14 protein-coding genes are annotated in these 16,720 nt (G+C 66.2%); 7 read left to right on the top strand and 7 right to left on the bottom strand.

Going from position 1 to position 16,720, the window contains the following annotated elements; genetic code table 11:
• Positions 1–8: 8 nt before the first annotated feature.
• From AC4OR5_RS22665 to AC4OR5_RS22650, 4 genes are all read left to right on the top strand, one after another.
• Positions 9–491, top strand: a complete 483-nt coding sequence (locus AC4OR5_RS22665) for a glutathione peroxidase (RefSeq protein WP_003109429.1) — start codon at positions 9–11, stop codon at positions 489–491.
• A gap of 152 nt (positions 492–643) precedes the next feature.
• Positions 644–1,234, top strand: a complete 591-nt coding sequence (locus tag AC4OR5_RS22660; protein ID WP_023084562.1) for a TetR/AcrR family transcriptional regulator — start codon at positions 644–646, stop codon at positions 1,232–1,234.
• Between the two features lie 40 nt (positions 1,235–1,274).
• On the top strand, positions 1,275–2,387 hold the full coding sequence (locus tag AC4OR5_RS22655) for an NADH:flavin oxidoreductase (protein ID WP_003085824.1): 1,113 nt from the start codon (positions 1,275–1,277) through the stop codon (positions 2,385–2,387).
• Between the two features lie 190 nt (positions 2,388–2,577).
• The gene (locus tag AC4OR5_RS22650; protein WP_003085826.1) at positions 2,578–3,537 is read left to right on the top strand and encodes a DegV family protein; all 960 of its coding nucleotides are present in this window, start codon (positions 2,578–2,580) and stop codon (positions 3,535–3,537) included.
• Positions 3,538–3,540: 3 nt separating this feature from the next.
• Here AC4OR5_RS22650 and AC4OR5_RS22645 read toward each other — a convergent pair whose 3' ends face one another.
• The 6 genes from AC4OR5_RS22645 to AC4OR5_RS22620 all read right to left on the bottom strand — a co-directional run bounded on the left by AC4OR5_RS22645 (position 3,541) and on the right by AC4OR5_RS22620 (position 13,195).
• Positions 3,541–4,761 (bottom strand): glycosyltransferase family 4 protein, encoded by a 1,221-nt coding sequence (locus tag AC4OR5_RS22645; RefSeq protein ID WP_003085828.1) that lies wholly within the window; start codon positions 4,759–4,761, stop codon positions 3,541–3,543.
• Between the two features lie 87 nt (positions 4,762–4,848).
• Positions 4,849–5,472 carry a phospholipase C accessory protein PlcR gene (gene plcR / locus AC4OR5_RS22640; protein WP_003122996.1) on the bottom strand — a complete coding sequence of 208 codons (624 nt, stop codon included), beginning with the start codon at positions 5,470–5,472 and terminating at the stop codon, positions 4,849–4,851.
• 17 nt (positions 5,473–5,489) lie between these two features.
• Positions 5,490–7,682 (bottom strand): phosphocholine-specific phospholipase C, encoded by a 2,193-nt coding sequence (locus AC4OR5_RS22635; RefSeq protein WP_058160017.1) that lies wholly within the window; start codon positions 7,680–7,682, stop codon positions 5,490–5,492.
• Positions 7,683–8,024: 342 nt separating this feature from the next.
• Complete coding sequence (gene cerN, locus AC4OR5_RS22630) at positions 8,025–10,037, bottom strand: ceramidase CerN (RefSeq protein ID WP_058160018.1); 2,013 nt, start codon at positions 10,035–10,037, stop codon at positions 8,025–8,027.
• 377 nt (positions 10,038–10,414) lie between these two features.
• A complete protein-coding gene (gene cysZ / locus AC4OR5_RS22625; protein WP_003085838.1) occupies positions 10,415–11,155 on the bottom strand; it encodes a sulfate transporter CysZ in 741 nt (246 codons plus the stop codon).
• A gap of 84 nt (positions 11,156–11,239) precedes the next feature.
• Positions 11,240–13,195 (bottom strand): sensor domain-containing diguanylate cyclase, encoded by a 1,956-nt coding sequence (locus AC4OR5_RS22620; RefSeq protein WP_058160019.1) that lies wholly within the window; start codon positions 13,193–13,195, stop codon positions 11,240–11,242.
• 185 nt (positions 13,196–13,380) lie between these two features.
• On the opposite strand from AC4OR5_RS22620, the gene AC4OR5_RS22615 reads away from it, so the two are divergent.
• The 3 genes from AC4OR5_RS22615 (at position 13,381) to AC4OR5_RS22605 (ending at position 15,737) form a co-directional block, all read left to right on the top strand.
• Positions 13,381–13,980 carry a peroxiredoxin gene (locus AC4OR5_RS22615; protein WP_003085842.1) on the top strand — a complete coding sequence of 200 codons (600 nt, stop codon included), beginning with the start codon at positions 13,381–13,383 and terminating at the stop codon, positions 13,978–13,980.
• A gap of 133 nt (positions 13,981–14,113) precedes the next feature.
• Positions 14,114–15,064: a thioredoxin-disulfide reductase gene (trxB, locus tag AC4OR5_RS22610; RefSeq protein ID WP_003134313.1), complete on the top strand. Its 951-nt coding sequence runs from the start codon at positions 14,114–14,116 to the stop codon at positions 15,062–15,064.
• Between the two features lie 253 nt (positions 15,065–15,317).
• The gene (locus AC4OR5_RS22605; protein WP_058160020.1) at positions 15,318–15,737 is read left to right on the top strand and encodes an MAPEG family protein; all 420 of its coding nucleotides are present in this window, start codon (positions 15,318–15,320) and stop codon (positions 15,735–15,737) included.
• Between the two features lie 10 nt (positions 15,738–15,747).
• Here AC4OR5_RS22605 and AC4OR5_RS22600 read toward each other — a convergent pair whose 3' ends face one another.
• Positions 15,748–16,710, bottom strand: a complete 963-nt coding sequence (locus tag AC4OR5_RS22600) for a threonine dehydratase (RefSeq protein ID WP_033995163.1) — start codon at positions 16,708–16,710, stop codon at positions 15,748–15,750.
• Positions 16,711–16,720 lie beyond the last annotated feature (10 nt).

Here is a 16,720-nt window from a genome sequence, read left to right as displayed (position 1 = left end):
AGTACGTCATGAGTGCCTTTCACGATCTCACCCTGCAGGGGTTGGATGGACAGGACCTGCCGCTTTCCCCGTTCAAGGGCAAGGTGCTGCTGGTGGTCAATGTCGCCTCCAAATGCGGCCTGACACCCCAGTACGCCGGCCTGGAGAATCTCTACCAGACCTACCGCGAGCGCGGTTTCGCGGTGCTCGGCGTGCCCTGCAACCAGTTCGCCGGCCAGGAGCCGGGCAGCGAGGCGGATATCCAGTCCTTCTGCAGCCTGAACTATGGCGTCAGCTTCCCGATGAGCGCCAAGGTCGAGGTCAACGGCAGCGCGCGGCATCCGCTCTATCGCCTGCTGGCGGGCGAGGGCGCGGAGTTTCCCGGCGACATCACCTGGAACTTCGAGAAATTCCTCCTCGGTCCCGACGGTCGCGTGCTGGCGCGTTTCAGCCCGCGCACGGCGCCGGACGACCCGGCCCTGGTGCAAGCCATCGAGAAGGCCCTGGGTTGATCTCCCCCGCGGGACGCGTTCGCGTCCCGCCGCTTCCTTTCCTGTCTTGCGCCGGTTCATGACGCAACGCGATAAGTCCCTGCCTGTAACGCCTGATCACCGCCGTTGATAATGCTGGGCGGACGAGACGACCGGTCATATTCTCTCGTTCCATGACTAGCAACCGACTCGACAAGCGCGAACTGATCCTGGCCAAGGGCTCCGAGGTCATGACCCGACGTGGCTACCACGGCACCGGGGTGCTGGAGATCGTCCAGGCCGCGCGCATCCCCAAGGGCTCCTTCTATCACTACTTCGACAGCAAGGAAGCCTTCGCCCAGCAGGCCCTGGAGCACGTCTACGCGCCGCGCCTGGCGCGCTACGCCCAGGCCCTCGGCGACAGCCGCTTCAGCCCGCGCGAGCGGGTGCTGCGCTACTACGGCGAGCTGCTGGAGCACTTCGCCCGCCAGGAAAAGCCCGAATACCACTGCTTCATCGGCAGCCTGAGCTTCGAGATGGCCGAGCTGTCGCCGCCGATCGCGGCCAAGGTCGAGTCGATCCTGCAGGCTTCCGCGCAAATCCTCCAGGACTGCCTGGAGCAGGCGCGCGAGGGCGGCGAACTGGCCGCCGACGAGGACTGCGCGAGCCTGGCCGGCTTCATCGGCTTCGCCTGGCAGGGCGCCCTGGCGCGCTTCAAGGTCGGCGCCGGCCTCGCTCCGTTGAATGCTTTCATGTCGCGCCTGGAGCTGCTGCTCCGCGCCTGATACCTGCCCGAACCTCCCATTCCCCCTCAGGAGTCCGTCCATGAGTGCCCCCGTAGAAGCCCTGTTCCAACCGTTCCGTCTCGGCGCCCTGGAGCTGCCCACCCGTGTGGTGATGGCGCCGATGACCCGCAACTTTTCCCCGGGCGGCGTACCCAACGCCAAGGTCGTCGAGTACTACCGCCGGCGCGCCGCCGCCGGCGTCGGCCTGATCGTCAGCGAAGGCACCACGGTCGGCCACAAGGCCGCCAACGGCTATCCGAACGTGCCGCGCTTCTATGGCGAGGACGCCCTGGCCGGCTGGAAGCAGGTGGTCGACGCGGTGCATGCCGAGGGCGGGCGCATCGTTCCGCAGCTCTGGCACGTCGGCAGCGTTCGGCGCCTGGGCGTGGAGCCGGACGCCAGCGTGCCCGGCTACGGCCCGATGGAGAAGGCCAAGGACGGCAAGGTGCTGGTCCACGGCATGAGCAAGGCCGACATCCAGGAAGTCATCGCCGCCTTCGCCCAGGCCGCCCGCGACGCCCAGGCGATCGGCATGGACGGGGTGGAGATCCACGGCGCCCACGGCTACCTGATCGACCAGTTCTTCTGGGAAGGCAGCAACCAGCGGGACGACGAGTACGGCGGCAGCCTGGCCAATCGCTCGCGCTTCGCCGTCGAGCTGGTGCGGGCGGTGCGCGCGGCGGTCGGCGCGGATTTCCCGATCATCTTCCGCTTCTCCCAATGGAAGCAGCAGGACTATTCCGCGCGCCTGGTGGAAACCCCGGAGGGCCTGCGCGAGTTCCTCGCGCCGCTGGTGGAGGCCGGCGTCGATATCTTCCACTGCTCGACCCGCCGCTTCTGGATTCCCGAGTTCGAAGGCTCGGAACTCAACCTGGCCGGCTGGACCCGCGAGCTGACCGGCAAGCCGACCATTACCGTGGGTAACGTCGGCCTGGACGGCAGCGAGTTCCTGCAATTCTTCGGCAAAACCGACGAGGTGGCGCAGCCGGCGAGCATCGACGGCCTGGTGGAGCGCCTGGACAAGGGCGAGTTCGACCTGGTCGCGGTGGGCCGCGCGCTGCTGGTGGATCCGGAGTGGGCGGTGAAGGTCCGCGAGGGGCGCATCGGCGACATCAAGCCGTTCAGCCGCGAGGCCCTGGCCAGCCTGGTCTGAAGGCGCGTCCGCGACACACCGGTCCGGCGCTGCGCCGGCAAGGAAATCCCACCCCTCGGGGTGGGATTTTTCATGGCCGTGATTTTTTCCGAAAACCCGCCCTGCGACCGGCTGACTTCAAAGTCCGAAACCGGCATTGTATGACCGCCAACACAACAATAGGCCGAGAAACGGCCAGAGGAGCGAATCCATGCGTATCGGCCTGGTGGTCGACGCGACCTGCGACCTGCCGCCCGAATTCCTCGCCGCCCACGGCATCCGCGTGATGCCGATCGGGATCCGCCTGGGCGAGCAGCGGCTCATCGATCGACGCGACCCCGACACCACCCTGAGCTTCTACCGCGACCACCTGCCCAAGGTCGGCAGCAAGGACGGCAGCCAGCCGCTCTCCGCCGCCGAGTTGCAGCAATGGTTCCTCGACGAACTGGTGACCGACTTCGACTACGTGGTCTGCCTCACCGTCGACAGCCTGCGCAGTCCGATCTTCGAGCACGCCACCCAGGCCTCCTTCGGCCTGCTCCAGCATTACCACGAGCGCCGCCACGCGGCCGGCATCGCCGGTCCTTTCACCCTGCGCGTACTCGACAGCCACTCGGTGTTCGCCGGCATCGCCTGCCTGGCGGCCGAGGGCACGCGCCTGCTGGCGCAGGGCAGCCACCCCAACGCGCTGCGCACGCGCCTCGAACAACTCAGCCAGCAGACCTGCACCTACCTGGTCGCCGACGACCTGGGCCACTTGCGCCGGCGCGGCTTCCAGAAGGGTGATCGCAGCGGTTTCGTCGACCGGGTCAAGGGCGCGGCGCTGGGGTTGGGCTCGCTGCTCGACGTCAAGCCGGTGTTCAGCCTGGCCGATGGCGAGGACAAACCGGTGGCGCTCTCGCCGAGCTTCGAGAAATCGGCGGAGAAGCTGTTCGGCTATGCCCTGGCGCGGGTACAGGCGGGTGAGCTGCTGGCACCGCAACTGGGTCTCAGCTATGCCGGCGATCCGACCGCGCTGCGCGACCTGCCGGGCTTCGCCGCGCTGGAGAACGCCTGCCGCGAGCGCGACATCCACTTGCACCTGGGCATGCTCAGTCCCACCGGCGGCATCAATCTGGGCGCCGGGGCCATGAGCCTGGGCTTCATCGCCGCGCCGAAAGCCTTTGCCTGAGAGCTACTCGCGGCTGCGTGGCAAGGCCCCGCCATCCTCCGCCGGCGGCCGCTCGGGCTTCGACCGAGCGGGCTGGACCAGCGGACTGGCGCAGGCGTCCTCCAGGTAGTTCTGGAAGTGCTCGACGATGCTGTCCCAACCTTGCCGGCTGGCGTGCTGGCGGGCGTTGAGACGGACCCGGCGCAGGCGTTCCTGGTCGTCCAGCAGCCAACTGGCGACTTCGACGAAGCCGCTCTTGTCGCCCGGCGCGGCGAGCACGCCGTTGTGCCCATGGCGGATGTGCTGGCCGGCGGCGGCCTGGTCGAAGGCGACCACCGCGAGGCCGGCGGCCTGGGCTTCGAGGACCACGTTGCCGAAGGTCTCCGACAGGCTTGGGAAGAGGAACAGGTCGCCCGAGGCGTAGTGGGCGGCCAGGGTTTCGCCGCGCTGGACGCCGCAGAACAGCGCTTCGGGCAGGTCCCGTTCGAGGTGCTTGCGCTCCGGCCCGTCGCCCACCAGTACCAGGCGCAGCTTCAGCTGCGGATGGGCGGCGCAGAGCGCGCGGAAGGTGCCGCCGAGCAGGCCGAGGTTCTTCTCCGCCGCCAGCCGGCCGACGTGCAGCACGGCGATGTCCTGTTCGCCCAGGCCCCAGCGCCGGCGTAGTTCGGGATCGCGCCGGGAGGGATGGAAGAGTTGGCTGTCGACCCCGCGGGAGAGCAGGTTGAGGCGTTCGAAACCGCGCCGTTGCAATTCCATGCGCTGGCTGCCGCTGGGCACCAGGGTCATCTGCGTGCGGTTGTGGAACCAGCGCAGGTAGCCGGTGACCAGCCGGGTCAGCGGGCCGAAGCCGTAGTGCTCGCTGTACTGCTGGAAGTTGGTGTGGAAACCGCTGACCGCCGGGATGCCCAGGCGCCGCGCGGCGCGCAGGGCGGAGAAGCCGAGCGGGCCTTCGGTGGCGATGTAGAGCACGTCCGGGCGCTGGCGCTTCCAGCAGCGCAGCAGCTTGTGCAGGCTCGACATGCCCCATTGCAGGCCGGGGTAGCCGGGCAACGGCCAGCCGCGGGTCAGCACCAGCTCGGCGTCGCTGCGCCGGCCGTCGTCGCCGGGCTGGCGCGGGCGCACCACCTGGACCCGATGGCCAAGCTGCTGGAGACCGGCATGCAGGCGCCCCAGGGTATTGGCGACGCCGTTGACTTCCGGTGGGTAGGTTTCGCTGATCAGGGCGATGCTTAGAGGTCTGCTCATGACGTCAGTGTCGACCGACGCCGTGTAGCGGATGTGAAGTTTTGGTGACGCTTGCGTGACGGCGCCCCTGTCGGGGCGCCGTGGATTTCAGCGTTGCAGCAGGCGTGGGTTCTCCTCGCCGAAGATCTGCTTGCGCAGGGCCTTGAGGCGTTCGTCGATGGCGGCGTGACGCTGCTCCTCGCCGTCGACGCTGGCGAGCACCTCGGCGATCACCTTGTCCGACTCTTGCGCGTATTCGCGCAGTTGCTCTTCCTCGCCAGGCGTCGGCGCTTGCTGCTGGACGGAGGCGTTGTCCTTGAGCGCCATCCAGATCTCGAAGTCGAGCGCCTCGCGGCGCCTGGCATCGGCCTCCACATAGGGCGTCAGACGCTGGATCTCCTCGAAGGTCTGGCGCGGATCGGCGCCGACCGCCACCTCGCGCTTGAGCTGTTCGATCAGACCTTCGGCGGCCTGCTTGCGTTCGATCTCGGACATCTGCCCGGCGTTGCGGCCGAACTCGCCGAGTTGCTGTTCCAGGTTGTCGGGAGCGGTGGCTGTATTCATCTCGGGGGCTCGGGAAGGAATGGAAGGTTTTGCCGCCGGTGTGGCCTGCGGGGGAGACGCGAAGGGCGCGACGGGCGCCGGCTCCGATGGGTAAAACAACAGGACGGCGCCGATGGCCGTGCCGCAGAGCAGCAGGGCCAGCAAGGTCCAGGTCAGGGTAGGTCTCATGCGATGGACTCCTCGCTTCAGGTCGCTGCGATGTCGAGCAATGGATCGCTCCTGCTCGGCTTGCCGGTCTCGACGTGTCCGGCCAGGCGGCGGAAATAGTTGGCTTCCGTATTGCTGGCGGTCACGCTGAGGTCGTACCAGCCCTGGCTGCTGCGTAACAGCCACACTTCACTGATCGCCTGGTTCGGTTCGAGTTCATAGCGACGGCTGCCCTCCCGGGTATAGGCCGGGTTCGGCGTCACCGTCACGCTGCACGGCAGGCGGCCGAGATTGCGGATGTTCAACTGCAGGTTGCCGTTGCGTTGATAGGTGACCGATACCTCGGGCCGCGCCATCTGCGCGGCGAGATGCAGGTTGCCGTGGAACTCGCGGAAGAAGCCGTTGGGGCCGTGCACCTCGAAGGCGTAGCGGCCGTTGGCGTCGAGCAGGTCGTCGAGTTCGTCGTTGAGGGTCCGGCCCAGTTCCTCTCCGCTTTCCTGGACCACCGGATAGCTGGTCACGGTATAGAAGCGCGGATTGCCGACTTCCCGCGGCTGCACCTGGAATACCGCAGCGGAGTGTCCCTGCGGATTGCCCGGCAGGCTCATGCCGTCGTTGCCCAGGGTCAGGCGCAGCTTGCCGGCGGCGATGTCGAGGGCCAGCGTGGCGTGCAACTGGTAGGGCACCGCGAGGGTAGGGCGCTGGCCCTTTTCCTGGCCGGGCAGGCTCTTCGGCTCGTAGGACCAGTACTTGGGGCTGGGCCGGTAGAACTGCTGCCAGTAGGCGTCCTCCTTGCGCGCGTCGCTCTGCGGGACGTTGGTCAGGTCGGGGGCGACCTGGGTATCGCCTGCGCCCTGGAAGTCGAACAGCGAAGTCAGGTCGCCGCAGACGGCACGCCGCCAGGGCGAGATGTTTTCCTCGACGACGCCGAAGCGGCGTTCGAGGAAGCGCAGCACCGAGGTATGGTCGAACACTTCGGCGCTGACCTTGCCGCCCTTCGACCAGGGCGAGATGGCGATCAGCGGGACGCGGTGGCCGAGCCCGATGGGCAGCCCGCTGGATGCCTCGATCTCGCCGGCGGTGCTGACCGTGGAAAGGCCGACGCCATCCTTCCACGGCGGCACCGGGGCGCTGGCGTGGTCATAGAAGCCGTCGCCCTCGTCGTAGTTGAGGATGAACACGGTCCTGGCCCAGACCTCGGGGTTGCTGGTCAGCGCCTCGAGCACCCGGGTCACGTAGTACTCGCCGAACGAGGGGCCCCACCAGGGATGCTCGCAGTAGCAGTAGGGCGCGACGATCCACGACACCTGCGGCAGCGTGTTCTCCTGCACATCCTTGCGCAACTGGTCGACGCCGCGGGCGAGCATGGCGCGCTGCCAGAGGTCCGAATCGCGCGGAGCGTTCTTGAAGTTCCTGAACCAGGCGAGGGCGTTGCAGTCGTAGTTGTTCTGCTCCTGGAGCCGGTATTTCCAGTAGGCGTCGACGTACAGGTACCAGAGTGACGAGGAGCGGTAGCCGCCTTCCTGGTAGACCCGCCAGTCCACGCCAGCGGCGCTTAGCCGCTCGGGATAGGTGGTCCAGTCCACCGTGCTGCTGGCGCCGATGGTGCCGTCGCCCATGTCGTTGCCGATGTGTACGTCCTTGCCGTCGCCGCTGGGGGCGGCGCGTCCGCTCATGTGGTAGAGGCGGTTCGGATTGGTCGGGCCCATCATCGACTGGTGGTAGGCCTCGCACAGGGTGAAGGCGTCGGCCAGGGCGTAGTAGTAGGGAATGTCGCCGCGCTTGAAGTAGCCCATGGCTTCGGGGTACTGCACCGCCATCCACTTGTCGTTGCGGCCCTGGTTCCAGATCGCGTGGAAGGCCGACCATTCATGGTTCTGCGAACTCACCCACTGGGCGCTGGTGACCTTGGTATCCCAGTGATAGGGGGAGAACTCGTACTTGTAGTTCTGGTACCAGACCGGCTTGCCGTCCTGGCGCTTGAGCGCGCGAGGGTCGTTGAAGCCGCGGACGCCGTTGAGGTGGCCGAAGTAGTGATCGAAGCTGCGGTTCTCCTGCATCAGGATGACCACGTGCTGGACGTCCTGGATGGTTCCGGTGCGGATGTCCGGCTCGACGGCCAGGGCGCGCCGGAGCGTCTCCGGGAACAGCCCGGAAAGGCTGGCCAGGGTAGCGGCCTGGGCGCTGTGCTTGAGAAAGGTTCGACGGCGGAATTTCCAGTTTTCGGTCATCGTTTAATTTTCCGGGTGGTTTTTTGATTTCCATCAATCTGCGTACTTCTTGTTTCGAGATGATTAATCGTCTCCGCTGTTTTCCCGGCAGGGAATACAGCGGGCCGATGGTTTCATGGCGATAATTTATCGGTTGATTCCGAAAGCGACTTCGATATGACCTTGAGCGACAACTTGAGAAGTTTTTCGGGATAAAAACAAAGGGCATGGAAATGGATTTCCATGCCCTTTCTCGGCTGAATGAAAGTTCACTTTTTCATGTGTTTTAAATCACATTTTATTTGACGACTTTCATGCGTCATAAAGTTGGCAGGCGAATCTCGCAACCTTGGCTGGAGCCCGCTAGGGAGCGGGGCCGAGCACCTCGAAGGCGCGGGTCGAACCGCCGATCTCGCTGATCTTCTGGGTCCAGAAGTTCTTCGCGTTGCCGTAGTGCCTGATGTAGTAACGGCCGGGCTCGGTCCCAGGTGGAATGGTCCAGCTGATAGTCGCTTTCGAGGCAGATATACCCACTCTCTCCCAGCGGTATTGGGTATCCCAGTCATTATCGGTGGCAATGGTCACGGGCGTCTGTTTGCCATCCTTGCCGATATTCACTACTTCAAGGAAAGTCTTCTCGGTGCGTAAGTCATTCTTCGGATGTCCGGTCACGAAAGCGACGGTCACCTTGTCGCCGATGCGATAACTTTCCCTGGGTTGTTGCAACACGTCGCCGAAGGACTTGCCGATATAGGGATCGTCGGCCACTACTCCGGTCTGGAAGTTCATCTGGCAGCAGGACAGGTCCGGCGCTATCGCCGAGGTTTCCACCGGCAGGCGTTCGCGCAGCGCCACCGCCATGTCGACGAACAACTGCTGGTAGGCGGCCTGGGTCCAGGGGCCGTAGAGGGTCGAGCCGCCTTCGTATTCCTGGGCGGCGTATTCCTCGCGGGTGGTGACGTAGCTGGCATAGGCATTCGCGTAGCCATTGAAGATCACATGGCGGATACCGGCCGCTTCGCTGGCCGCCTGCACCGCGCGGCGGATCCGCACCCCGGCCATCACGGTGAACTCGGCGGGGGCGCCGAGCAGTTCCAACTGGCCGATGCGGAACATCTGGATCGGCAGCACCGTCGGCGTCCAGGGGTAGGGTTTCTTGTTGCCGGTGTCGGCGAGGATGGTCTTTTCCGCCTGGCATTGCACCAGTTCCTGCGGCGGCACGCCGGTGAGCAACCCGCCAAGGGCCGAGAGGAACGGATTGTTGCCTTCATCCAGCCCCAGCGGGCCTGGACCGTCTTCGGTGCTACCGGCGGCCAGGCTGGTGCCGATGGCCGCGGTGCACAGCTGGCGCGGCTGGCCGTCGGTGAACTCCGGGCGGATCGGCAGGCGGGTGAAGTCGACGAAACGGAAGCGCGAATCCAGTTCGCCGAGCACTTCCTCCTGGGCCTGGCCGGCGATCTCGTGGGCCTTGGCGAACTGGCGCAGACCGATCTCGCGGGTGTTGTCGAACTCGTTGTCGAAGGGACCGGAGCCGGGCTTCAGGTTCAGGTTGGGCGACAGGTTGCCGGCATTGGTCTGGGCGAAGGCGGCGACGAAACCGGCCCTGCGGCTGACGTCGTGCTCCCAGTGATAGGAGGCGTAGCCCTTGTTGTCCGGCGAGATCAGATGGTTGGCGTTGGTCATCGAGGTGCTGTGCACCGGGAACCAACTGATCGCGCCGGCCAGCTCGCCGTTGGCGTCGACGAAGCTGAGCACGCTCATCTGCGGGTCGATGCCATCCTCGTAGCCGGCGATGTCCGGATTCTTCAGGTGCGACAGCAGCGAGCGGTTGCGGCTGGCGTTGCGCAGCTCGCCGCTGCCGTAGAACAGGCGGCCGGGCTGCAACCTGGCCTGGGCCCGCTCGATGGAGCGGACGATGCCGTCGACGATGGCGTTGAAGGTCTTTTCCTGGAAGCCGAGCACCGACAGGTTGTACATCGCGTAGTGGGAGAAGCCGCCCGGACCGGAGTGGGTGTGGGTGGCGGCGAGCATCACGTTGTTTTCGTCGTAGACACCGGGGTACTTCGCCTTGAGCCGGGCCAGGACCTTCAGGTGCACGGCCTGGAAGATCATCCCCAGGTCGGTGTTGACGTAGACCAGGCGACGTCCGCTGGCCGGTTCCTCGATCACGAAGGCACGCGCCCACTGGCGCATGTGGATGCCGGCGGTCTTCTGTTCGAGGGAGGAGTAACCCATCATACCGACTTCGGCGGCTTCGCCGGTGATATCCGCCTTGCCCAGGCCGAAGCGGTAGGGCAGGTCGTCGGCCCTGGCAGGCATGGAGAGCGCCAGCAGGACGCAGGACAGCAACAGTGCGGTGAATACGGAACGTGACATGGCGACCCTCTTCTTGTTTTCCGCCGCTGGGCGGGCTGGGGACGGTGGTCATCGAAAGCGGGCCGGAGCCTGCCTCGCCTGGTTGCCACTGTAGTGCCAGGGTGGCGGCGTCGAGGGGGGCGTAGCGGACAGGAAGGGGGTGAGCGCCGGCCATCCTGCATGGACGGCAAGGCAGGCGGGTAAAAAAAGGCCGCCTGCGTGGGGAAGCACCGGCGGCCAGTCGGTTCGGCAGCGTCGAGCCGGTCTGCAAGGGCTGGCGCAGGTCTCGGCTGCGGCCTGCGCCGACGCTCCCGAGGGCATTCGTAGTGTGCCCGACGCCGGCTGTCAGGGCGCTGACGCCCGCCTGACAATGCCGACAGCGGACACCGGGCGCATGCTTATTTCACCAGCGCCTTCTCGCCTTCCTCGCGGACCCAGAACAGGGTGGCGCCGGCGACGGCGGCGGGCATCATGACCAGGTTGACCAGCGGGATCAGCAGCGCCAGGTAGGTCATCCCGCCGAAACCCATGCACGCCCAGCGCTTGCTGCGCAGCCAGGCGAGCATCTCGTTCCAGCCGAGCTTGTGGTTGTCCGCCGGATAGTCGATGTACTGCACCGCCATCATCCAGATGCCGAAGAGGATCCACAGCGGCGTGGCGATCAGGTTGACCCCGGGCACGAAGCTCAGCACCAGCAGCACCAGCGCGCGCGGCAGGAAGTAGGCGAGCTTGCGCATCTCGCGACCCATGGTGCGCGGGATCATCGCCAGCAGTTCGGCCCAGCTGAACGGCGGGAAGTCGTCGCGGCCGCGAACCACCACCTCGACCTTTTCCGAGAGGAAGCCGTTGAACGGCGCGGAGATGATGTTGGCGACCATGGTGAAGGTGAAGAACACGATCACCAGCACCAGCAGGACGAACAGCGGCCAGACGATGTACTGCAGGAAGCTCAGCCAGTCGGGCAGGCTGGGCATCAGCAGGTCGACCCAGTGGCTGAACTGCTGCATCGCGAAGCCGATCAGCAGGGCGAACACCAGCAGGTTGAGGGTCAGGGGGATCAGCACGAACAGGCGCAGGCCGGGACGCATGATCAGCTTCAGGCCTTCGCCGAGGTATTGCGGGCCGCTCAGGGCTGGCATAGGGAATGGTTCTCCGATGGGATGCGGGCTGAAACCTTAGCAGACTGGCGAAAGCCCGCGACAGAGCCTGTTTGACCGCGCATTTCAGGCTGGCGCCCGGTACAGGCAATAGTGGTTGCGCTGGCGCTTGGCCTCGTACATGGCGCTGTCGGCGGCACGGACCAGTCCTTCGGCATCGCCGGCATGCCGCGGGTAGAGAGCGATGCCGATGCTCGGGGTGACGAAGTCGATGCGTTCGCCATTCAGCGCGATCGGTTGGACCAGCGCCGCCAGCAGGCGTTCTGCGAGGCGCTGCGGATTGTTTTCCTGGCTGTCCTCGAGGAGCACGGCGAATTCGTCGCCGCCCAGGCGGTAGGCCTTGTCCGGCTGCCGCAGGGTGCTGCGTACCCGTTCGGCGACGGTCCTGAGGAGGGCGTCGCCGACGTCGTGGCCGAAGCGGTCGTTGACCTCCTTGAAGCGGTCCAGGTCCAGGTACAGCAGCGCCAGTTCGCTTCCGCCGGAGCCGGCGCGAAGCAACGCCTGGCCGAGCTGTTCGTCGAAGGCCTTGCGGTTGCCCAGGCCGGTCAGCGGGTCGCGGTAGGCCATTTCCAGCAATTGCTGCTGGTAGGCGATCTGGTCGCTGACGTCGCGGACGATGCCGCGGTAGCCCCGCAGTTCGCCCTGCAGGTCGTGGATCAGCGAAACCGTGGCTTCGAAGTAGCCGAGGCTGCCGTCGGCGCGCTGCAGGGGGATGGCGAAGGTCTTGCCTGCGCCGCTCTGCATGGCGCGCTGGAAGGGTTGGCGGGCACGCGCCAGGTCGTCTTCGCCGAGCAGTTCGTAGTAGGGGTGGCCGATCAGCGTTTCGCGCGTCTGACCGAGCAGTTGGCAGAGCGCGGGGTTGACGGTGAGGATCACGCCGTCGACGTCCATTTCGAAGTAGCCGTCGCGCATCGACTGGAGGATCGCCCGGTCGCGCGCCTCGCTGTGTTCCAGGCGCTCGAGCATCTGGTTCATCTCGCCCGCCAGTTGTCCCAGCTCGTCGTTGCCGAAGTCGCTCAGGCGTATCGAGTGGGCGTTGCGTCCGACTTCGGCGACCTCCCGGTTGAGCCGTTGGACCCGGCGCAGGACCCACAGCTCCAGGGCCAGGTAGCCGACCAGGAAAGCGCCCAGCGCGACCAGCAGGGAGGCGCCGAGGAAGAAGTTGATGGCCTTCTCGCCCTGGATGTAGAGCAGGCGTTTCTTGGTGATGTCGAAGCGCAGCTGCGGCTCGCCGCTGGAACTCAGGTACTGCACCGAGACCTGCTGGACATGTTCGCCGATGAACCGCCGTGGGCTGAGCAGGGCCTGGTTGTGGGTACTGCCGCTGCGGCTGCGCAGCGGCTTCCAGGTGGCGTCGGTGGCGATGTTGGGCATCGGTTGCAGGTCGGCCTGCATCTGTTCGCGGAGGTTGGCCAGGCGTTCCCGGTCGAGGAAGTAGCCGGCGAGGATCGCGCCCTTCGCCGGCGCGCTACCCTGGTTGTTGCTGATAGGCACGCTGACCAGCAGGGTCGGCAGGTTGTCGACCAGCAGCAGCTCGCTCAGGCTGTGGTCGGTGCGTCCGCGAAAGTCCAGCGCGCCGAGGCGGATGGCGCGTTGCTGCAGTGCCTCGAGCAGGGCCTGGTCGCTCGCCGAGGGGGCGCCGAAGAGCACGCGCTGGTCGGGCGCGGGCGGGGACCACTGCTTCAGTTGCAGGTGACCCCGGTCGTCGAGGAACAGGACGAAGTCGAATCCCAGGTCGTCGAGCATCTCGTGGTCGAGGTTTTCCTGTTCGAAGGTCTCGTTGGGGCGCTGGATGAAGTCGTAGCTGGCATCCCACCAGGCGTAGGTGCGAACGATGTCCAGGTGGCGCTTCAACTCGAAGTCCAGCCGGTTGTGCAGGACGGTGGCGCCCTCTTGCAGGCGTTGCTGGTCCTCTCGGTCGAAACGGCTCAGCAGGATGCTTTCCGACAAGAGCCAGATACCGCCGAGACTGGCGGCCAGCAACGGCAGGAACAGCCAGAGCAGGCGTGTGCGTAGGGGCATGCGGTGAGGACGGGTAATGGGCGACAGCATGAGTCTAGCCGCAGGTTGAGAGCATAGGCGGACTCTATCGTGCGAATTGAAATTCGACATTTCAATGTATCGTCGTGGCTGGGTAACCTGCGCTGCATATTCTTCCGGGAGCCTGGCGTCGCCAGGCGCAACCCAACCTTCTAGGAGCCTCGACGATGAGCGTACTGGTCAACAAGCAAGCCCCCGACTTCACTGCCGCCGCGGTCCTCGGCGACGGTTCCATCGTCGATGCGTTCCAGCTTTCCAGCCTGCGCGGCAAGTACGTCGTGCTGTTCTTCTGGCCGCTCGACTTCACTTTCGTCTGCCCCTCGGAAATCATCGCCCACAACAACCGCATGGATAAGTTCCGCGAGCTGGGCGTCGAGGTGGTCGGTGTCTCCATCGACTCGCAGTTCACCCATCACGCCTGGCGCAGCACGCCGGTGGAGAAGGGCGGCATCGGCGCAGTCGAGTTCACCATGGTCGCCGACGTCAAGCACGAGATCACCCGCGCCTACGGCATCGAGCACGAGGACGGCGTGGCCTTGCGTGCTTCGTTCCTGATCGACCGCGCCGGGGTGGTCCAGCACCAGGTGGTGAACAACCTGCCGCTGGGGCGCGAGGTGGACGAGATGGTGCGCCTGGTCGAGGCCCTGCAGTTCACCGAGGAACACGGCGAGGTCTGCCCGGCCGGTTGGCGCAAGGGCCAGAAAGGCATGAAGGCGAGCGCCGAGGGCGTGGCCTCGTACCTGGCCGAGAACGCCGAGGCACTGTGATCCCGCTGCCGGGCGCGAAGTGTGCCCGACCGACCTTTTTCCGGGGCGACCGCTCCTTCCAAGCCTTCCCCATGTGCTTTGGTGGCCCCGTTTTTATTCGCGCCGACGCTGATGTCGGCAGGAGTCCGACGAGATGCCCGATACCCTCCGCCACGCCCGAGTGATCATTCTCGGTTCCGGTCCCGCCGGTTACAGCGCGGCTGTCTACGCCGCGCGCGCCAACCTCAAGCCGCTGCTGATCACCGGCATGCAGGCCGGTGGCCAGTTGACCACCACCACCGAGGTCGACAACTGGCCGGGCGATCCCCACGGCCTGACCGGCCCGGCACTGATGCAGCGGATGCAGGAGCACGCCGAGCGCTTCGAGACCGAGATCGTCTTCGACCACATCCATGCCGTGGACCTGGCCGGCAAGCCGTTCACCCTGCGCGGCGACAATGGCACCTACACCTGCGACGCACTGATCGTCGCCACCGGTGCCAGCGCGCGCTACCTGGGGTTGCCGTCGGAGCAGGCGTTCATGGGCAAGGGCGTGTCGGCCTGCGCCACCTGCGACGGTTTCTTCTACCGCAACCGCGAAGTGGCGGTGATCGGCGGCGGCAATACCGCTGTCGAAGAGGCCCTGTACCTGGCCAACATCGCCAGCCGGGTGACCCTGGTGCATCGTCGCGAGACCTTCCGCGCCGAGAAGATCCTCCAGGACAAGCTGCAGGCGCGGGTCGCCGAAGGCAAGATAGTGCTCAAGCTCAACGCCGAGGTCGATGAGGTGCTTGGCGACACGATGGGCGTCACCGGAGTGCGCCTGAAGAACCGCGATGGTGGCAGCGAGGAGATCGCCGTGGATGGCATGTTCGTCGCCATCGGCCATACTCCCAATACCTCGCTGTTCGAAGGGCAACTGGCCCTGAAGGACGGCTACCTGGTGGTCAACGGCGGGCGCGAAGGCAACGCCACCGCGACCAACGTACCGGGTGTGTTCGCCGCCGGCGACGTGGCCGACCACGTCTACCGCCAGGCGATCACCTCGGCCGGCGCCGGCTGCATGGCCGCGCTGGATGTGGAGCGCTATCTCGATTCGCTCTGATGAGAAGACAGCCCTGAGTGCTGCGTGCAAGGAAGGCCCCGCTTCGGCGGGGCTTTTCTTTGTCCGTTCGGAAAGCCGCGGGCAGTGGGTCGTCCGGTTACGCATCCGCCGACGGCGGACATCGGGGCCGAGCGGCGTACCGGCAGAACACGACTTAAGGACGGCGGACTGCGAATAGAGCAATTGCTCTAGCCGGCCTAGAATCCAGACGCTTCATCCTTCCCACGACAAGACAATAGAAGGAGCGTCATCCATGTTTCTCAGCCCTAGCGCGATCTGCCTGCTCGGCCTGATCGCCTGGACCCTGTTGCTGGTCTTCCTGCTGGTCAGCCAGCGCGGCCTGCTGGTACTCGGCGGGCGGATGGCGGTGAACGCCTTCGCCGCCGATGGCAGCAACACGCCTGGCGGTTTCGGCCAGCGGCTGGTGCGAGTCCATGCCAACTGCGTGGAGAACCTGCCGCTGCTGACCGGCGCGCTGCTCTACGCGATCGCCAGCGGGCAGAGCAGCCTGACCGACCCGTTGGCGCCACTGGTGCTCGGCGCCCGGCTGTTCCAATCGCTGATGCACCTGGTCAGCACCTCCGCGCTGTTCGTCTGGCTGCGTTTCGCCGGCTTCTTCGTGCAGTTGCTGGTGCTCGCCTGGTGGCTGCTGCTCCTCGCGGGGCTGGCCTAGCGGCGCCGGCTCAGTCGCCGGCGGCCAGTTGCTCGGCGAATACCTCGCGGTCGACGTTCGCTCCGCTGAGGATCAGGCCTACCTTCAGCCCCTTCAGGCGCTCGCGCTCCTGCCAGGCGGCGGCCAGCGCCGCCACCCCGGCGCCCTCGGCGACGTTGTGGGTGCTGGTGAAGCACAGGCGCATGGCCGCGCCGATCTCCCTGTCGCTGACCCGCACCAGGCGATCGGCGCCGGCCAGGATCATTTCCAGCGCGCTCGGGTCCGGCGTACTGCACGCCATGCCGTCGGCCAGGCGGGTGTCGACCGGGTGGCTGATCGCCGTGCCGGCCTCGAACGACAGGGCGTAGGCCGGCGCATGGGTGGACACCACGCCGACGATGCGGGTCTTCAGGCCCAGCGCGTCGCGCGCGGCGATCAGGCCGCAGATGCCCGAACCCATACCGATCGGCACGTAGACTTCGTCAAGGTCGGCCAGCGCGGCGAACAACTCCAGGCTGTAGCTGGCGACCCCGGCCACCAGCCAGGGATGGAACGCCGGAATCAGGTGCAGGCCTTCGTGCCGGGCGCGCTCGGCGGCGTATTCGCGGGAGGCCTGGAAGTCCTCGCCATGCTCGATCAGCTCCGCGCCGAGGCTGCGCATCGCCGCGTTCTTCTCGCGGCTGTTGCCGTGCGGCACGACGATGATCGGCTGGATGCCGTAGCGGCTCGCCGAGAAGGCCACCGACTGGCCGTGGTTGCCGCGGGTGGCGCTGATCACGCCGGCCGGCCGCTCACCCTGGTGCGCCAGGTGGTGGAAATACACCAGGCCGCCGCGCAGCTTGAAGGCCCCCACCGGCAGGTGGTTCTCGTGCTTCATCCACACTTCGCAACCCAGTGCCTCGCATAGCAGTGGCCAGCGTATCTGCGGCGTCGGCGGCAGGCTCTGGTGGACGATGGCGGCGGCTTGTTGGAGGGCGGCGAGAGAAAAAGGCATGCGTGGTTTC

Source organism: Pseudomonas sp. YA1, assembly GCF_058680555.1.
Note: the sequence above shows the minus strand (reverse complement) of the source record. Positions and strands in the feature narration are given on the sequence as shown.